Annotated in this window: 8 protein-coding genes and 1 tRNA gene (1 of these 9 only partly in view); all 9 read left to right on the top strand. The window is 67.3% G+C overall.

Annotated features, from left to right (window positions below; genetic code table 11):
* Positions 1–96: transfer RNA gene (locus AN233_RS17630), tRNA-Tyr, on the top strand (it extends 71 nt beyond the left edge of the window).
* Between the two features lie 173 nt (positions 97–269).
* On the top strand, positions 270–692 hold the full coding sequence (locus AN233_RS04950; protein WP_058365740.1) for a hypothetical protein: 423 nt from the start codon (positions 270–272) through the stop codon (positions 690–692).
* Positions 689–1,306: an SWIM zinc finger family protein gene (locus AN233_RS17180; protein WP_058365739.1), complete on the top strand. Its 618-nt coding sequence runs from the start codon at positions 689–691 to the stop codon at positions 1,304–1,306. The genes AN233_RS04950 and AN233_RS17180 overlap by 4 nt, the downstream gene beginning before the upstream one ends.
* Before the next feature lie 235 nt (positions 1,307–1,541).
* Complete coding sequence (locus tag AN233_RS04940; protein WP_058365738.1) at positions 1,542–1,736, top strand: hypothetical protein; 195 nt, start codon at positions 1,542–1,544, stop codon at positions 1,734–1,736.
* Positions 1,733–2,161: a ribbon-helix-helix domain-containing protein gene (locus AN233_RS04935; RefSeq protein WP_058365737.1), complete on the top strand. Its 429-nt coding sequence runs from the start codon at positions 1,733–1,735 to the stop codon at positions 2,159–2,161. The genes AN233_RS04940 and AN233_RS04935 overlap by 4 nt, the downstream gene beginning before the upstream one ends.
* 90 nt (positions 2,162–2,251) lie before the next feature.
* The gene (locus AN233_RS04930) at positions 2,252–2,569 is read left to right on the top strand and encodes a hypothetical protein (protein ID WP_058365736.1); all 318 of its coding nucleotides are present in this window, start codon (positions 2,252–2,254) and stop codon (positions 2,567–2,569) included.
* Entirely contained in the window at positions 2,559–2,780 is a 222-nt protein-coding gene (locus AN233_RS04925) for a hypothetical protein (protein WP_058365735.1), read from the top strand. The genes AN233_RS04930 and AN233_RS04925 overlap by 11 nt, the downstream gene beginning before the upstream one ends.
* A gap of 103 nt (positions 2,781–2,883) precedes the next feature.
* Positions 2,884–3,723, top strand: coding sequence for a hypothetical protein (locus AN233_RS04920; RefSeq protein WP_058365734.1), 840 nt, complete (start codon positions 2,884–2,886; stop codon positions 3,721–3,723).
* Positions 3,724–3,824: 101 nt separating this feature from the next.
* Positions 3,825–4,143: tyrosine-type recombinase/integrase (locus AN233_RS04915; protein WP_176696644.1), on the top strand; the 319-nt coding region annotated here is incomplete at its 3' end.

The raw sequence follows: 4,143 nt of genomic DNA, 5'->3' as shown, positions 1-4,143 counted from the left end.
CCAGCGCCGGAGGTACTTCGACCTATGAGCAACGCAACCACAAGCCGATTACTCGTGCCGACGAACAGTAGAACCGTTCCCAACGGGGAGGCCGGACTTCATTTTCAGCCGAACCGTAGTTCACCAGCAAAGCCCGTTTTCCCCACGAGAAGACGGGTCTACGCGGCTGATCTGGCTTCGAGAAGATCGGGGCAAAAACGTAAGTTGAACTGGGAACCAGCCGCCCCCCGTCGCCTTCAGGCGGATCGCGTATTGGACGGTGGTGCGGCATGAGCTCCGAGCGCGAGCCCGATCCGGTGCCGGACCTGAGCGCCGACATCGACCGCATCGAGGACGTGGACGTTGACGTTGACGTAGTGGGCGACTCGCTGGAGATCGTGCGTCGGGAAACCGAGAGCGTCCGCATTGACTGCCTCTTTCAGCCGGTCGACAGAGAGGAGTGCGACGCGCAGCTCATCCTGTGGAGTGACTCCGCCGGCTGGAGTGGCTTCGAGCGCCGGGGCGATTCGTTCCACCACGTTCATGTGCTCGTCGACACCGTGATCGACGGCGCCGACGTGCGAACGGAGAGGGAGTATATCGTAGAGAGAGCCGTCAACCCTGCGGATGTCGCCGAGGCGATCCACAACCACATCGAGGACCCGAAAGCGGGAGGAGCCGGGAACTTTGCGCGGGGGTGTTCGCCGCCATGAGCACCCTCTGGGAGTGGAGCACGCTCGACAGCGACACGGGCGAGCGACTGGACTTCCAGCGACTCGCCGGCACCGAGGAAACCTCGTGGCAGCGTGGCGAGCCGCGAGCGGCGAGCATCAAGCGCGCGAGCCGGATCGGCTGGAGGGTCGCCCTTCCCGGCGGCGAGCCCCACACGGTCGCGCTCGCCATCGACGGCGGCGAGTGGACCGGCTACTGCGACTGCAAGGGCTTCAAGTTCAACGCCGGCCCGTGCGCCCACCTCTGCACGCTCCGGAAGGCCGCGTTCGGCGGGCTACCGGACGACCGCGGCAACAGGGTGACGGTCGCGCATGCCGACGAGGCGCGGGACGCGGAGACCAGCCTCCCGGCCCTCTCGTTCCTCACGGAGCGGGAGCGCGAGATCTACGTGGAGACCCAGATCAGCGGGATGGGCGTCCGTGAGTGGGCACGCCGCGAGGAGGTCTCGCCCGGCACCGCGAGCAACCTGCTCCGGAGCGCCCGCGACCGCATCGAGGAGCACGAGACGCAGCTCCGCGCCGACGGTGGCCCGGACGTGCGCCGCGACCCGGCGACCGATGCGCGCCGCGTCGGCGGCGAGGGGGTCGACCGATGACGGGCGCCGTTTGTGTGACAAACGGAACGGCTGTCAGACAGACCGATATGCTGGTGGACGGGGGTAACAACGACTCTACCGACCGCTTCGGCTTCTGTCACACAGGCACGGGGGGGCATCGAGAACGGCGCCCTCACGTACGCGGGGCGCCTGTGCGTGCGAACTTGGAGGCGGCGCGCGCGCTGCTGCGCGAAGCGACGCCCGGACGCGGAGACGCGGCCGCGGAGGTGGCGGCATGAAGAACGTCGAGAAGCTCTACGAGTGTCGCAACTGCGGCGGGCTCGCGGCGTCGACGCCGCCCGCGTGTCCCTACTGCGGCGCCACTGACGGCGGGAACATGCTCTCCGTGGTAGACCTGGAGACGGGTGAGAGAGTCGAGAAACAGCGGCCGTGGCATGAGCCGATCAACCTGATGGGGGGGTCGGAATGAGCGCGGACGGGGAGCGCGTGTCGGCGCGGATGAACGACCCGACGCTGACGGACGCGCTCGACGAGGCGGCCGAGGAGTTCGGATCGCGGTCGGAGGCGCTGCGGTTCGCGGTCCGCGTGGCGCTCGTCGACGGCGAGGACGCGGCCGACGACGCGGCCGGTGCGCTCGCGGACCTGCCGATGAAGGCCCGCGACGGCTACGAGGAGCTGGTCGACTACGCCGGCGTGGGCGGACGGATCGAACTCGGCGCGGCCGAGTCGATCCTCGCGCAGAAGCTGAACATCAGCACGGAGTCGGTGCGGCACGTCGCGCTGCGGCCGATGCGGAACGCGGACGTGATCGCGCTCCATCAGGGGATCAATCAGGTGACGGTCGTCGTGCGGGACGCGGACGCGGTCGCCGGAGGTGAGGGCGATGGCGAGTAGAGTAAGCAACGTGGTCGGCGCGGCGCCGAACGTCGACGCGGCCGGCGAGAGCCTCGTCTTCGAGGAGGACGACGAGGCGGGGGGAGGACGATGATCGAAGCCGGAAGCGCGCTCGTGGCCGGCCTACTCGGGACCTCGGTGATGTGGATGGCGTGGGAGCACGAACGACGGAAGCGGGCCGACTTCGAGACCGACCTGAACAGCCTGATCCACGCCGGGCTTGTGGACACCGACGATCTCCGCCGGACCGTCCGGTACAAGTCCGTGCGCCAGTCGCTCGTAGACCGGCACCCCGCCGACCGGACGCCGCGGCGGGCCGCGGAAGCCGTCAAAGAGGCGGACCCCGAGAACGGACCGATCACCATCGATCCCGCGACCGGTCGGGAGGTGGACGCCGATGGCGAGTAAGTCGCGGTACGGTGCGGACACGATCGTCACGCCCGACGCGGTCCGCGCCCCCTACGAGCGGGATCCGGACCGGCCGCGGGCGTTCGTCTGCACCTGCCTGACGTGTCGAGAGAAACAGCGCGTGCTGTTCGAGGCCGGCCGGACGCGGCCGTGGGAGCATGACTCCGCGAACGCCTCGCACGTCGTCGAGTACCGGAGGATCGACCGATGACGGGCGGCGAGGGAAACAAGGAAAGCCGCTGCCGTGAGTGCGGTGAGGGTCTCGGCGCCGGCTACCTGTGTGACGACTGCGACACGGTGGAGGTCCTCGACTGATGCTCCGTGACGAGTACCTTCGGCGGCTCGTCGACGAGGCTTTCGTCGACCTCTACCTCTCGGCAAACGACGGTCACCGGATCTACTGGCCGTGGCGGATGCAGCCGCCCGCGGAATCGTCGCGAGCGTACCGGAACGCCTGCGAGATGTACATCATTGACAGCGAGCCGCAATCGCCCCACATCGGGAATCGGGACGTGCTCGATGAGGCGGTTCGTGTCGATGCGGACATGGTGCTGCTCGCGGACTACTTCCCGTTCGATCTCTACGACGAAATCCTCGACCCCGAGGAAGACCCGGAGGAGTGGGAGGCCTACGAGGCCGCCCAACGTCAGTTCGGAGATGCGTACTCCGCGAGCATCCACAGCGTTCGGGACGGACTCGATCTCGCGGAGTCTCACCCGTTTGACGGCGAGATCATCGTTCCACTTCAGGCACCTCACGCCGACGCGGTGAAGGAGCTGCCGTCTCACGACCGCTACGCGATTGGCGGGCTGAAGGACTCGGCCGCGTCGGACTATCGGCGGGTCGAAGCCGCTCGGTGCGTTCGGAACGAGGCACCGCGGGCGTGGCTCCACGGACTCGGCTGGGGTGCGACCGACGCGGTCGTCGCTGCCGTTCACGAGAATCCCGATCTCCTCGACAGCGTGGACTATTCGACGCCAATGCAGACGGCTATTGCGGGCGTCGACGCCGGTGCCGAGCGCATGTCAGTACAGGCAGCGAAGGCCGGCGCACAGCTGATCGAAGACCTCAGACGCTTTTCACCTCACCTAACCGACTCTCCCGAACCGCCGAAGACCGAACAGCGGACACTCCTCGCTGATGGGGGTGTGTGAAACCTTCAGCCGAGCTTTGGATTCTCTATACAGAATCCCAAACTCGCACCCTTCCCACCCTGCACCGTTTATAAACCAACTACCTCGGAATCACGATCACAATGGAAACCCAAACTGAGCAGAAAGCGACCGTCTGGCTGAAGCCGGATCAGGTCGACCGGATGCGCTCCGCGACCGTCGAAGCGAGCGCGCCGTATCTCGCGGCTCGCAACGACGCGCTGATCGCCACGCTCTACGACACCGGCCTGCGCGTCGGTGAGGCGGTCGCGCTCGACGTGGCCGACCACGTCGACTTAGACGACGGCGTGCTCGCGCTCCCGGCCGACCTTCAGAAGGACTACCCGACCGACCGCACGCCGAGCTACACCGAGATCGAGTTGGCCGACGAGACCGTTCGGACGCTCCGGACCTATCTCGCGT

The organism is Haloparvum sedimenti, from assembly GCF_001462205.1.
Lineage (GTDB): Archaea > Halobacteriota > Halobacteria > Halobacteriales > Haloferacaceae > Haloparvum > Haloparvum sedimenti.
Note: the sequence above shows the minus strand (reverse complement) of the source record. Positions and strands in the feature narration are given on the sequence as shown.

What these genes read in the sequence shown, in the direction of transcription:
- AN233_RS04925 (WP_058365735.1), top strand. Translation starts at nt 2,559, where the DNA reads ATGGCGAGTAAGTCGCGGTACGGTGCGGACACGATCGTCACGCCCGAC.
- AN233_RS04930 (WP_058365736.1), top strand. Translation starts at nt 2,252, where the DNA reads ATGATCGAAGCCGGAAGCGCGCTCGTGGCCGGCCTACTCGGGACCTCG.
- AN233_RS17180 (WP_058365739.1), top strand. Translation starts at nt 689, where the DNA reads ATGAGCACCCTCTGGGAGTGGAGCACGCTCGACAGCGACACGGGCGAG.
- AN233_RS04950 (WP_058365740.1), top strand. Translation starts at nt 270, where the DNA reads ATGAGCTCCGAGCGCGAGCCCGATCCGGTGCCGGACCTGAGCGCCGAC.
- AN233_RS04935 (WP_058365737.1), top strand. Translation starts at nt 1,733, where the DNA reads ATGAGCGCGGACGGGGAGCGCGTGTCGGCGCGGATGAACGACCCGACG.
- AN233_RS04920 (WP_058365734.1), top strand. Translation starts at nt 2,884, where the DNA reads ATGCTCCGTGACGAGTACCTTCGGCGGCTCGTCGACGAGGCTTTCGTC.
- AN233_RS04940 (WP_058365738.1), top strand. Translation starts at nt 1,542, where the DNA reads ATGAAGAACGTCGAGAAGCTCTACGAGTGTCGCAACTGCGGCGGGCTC.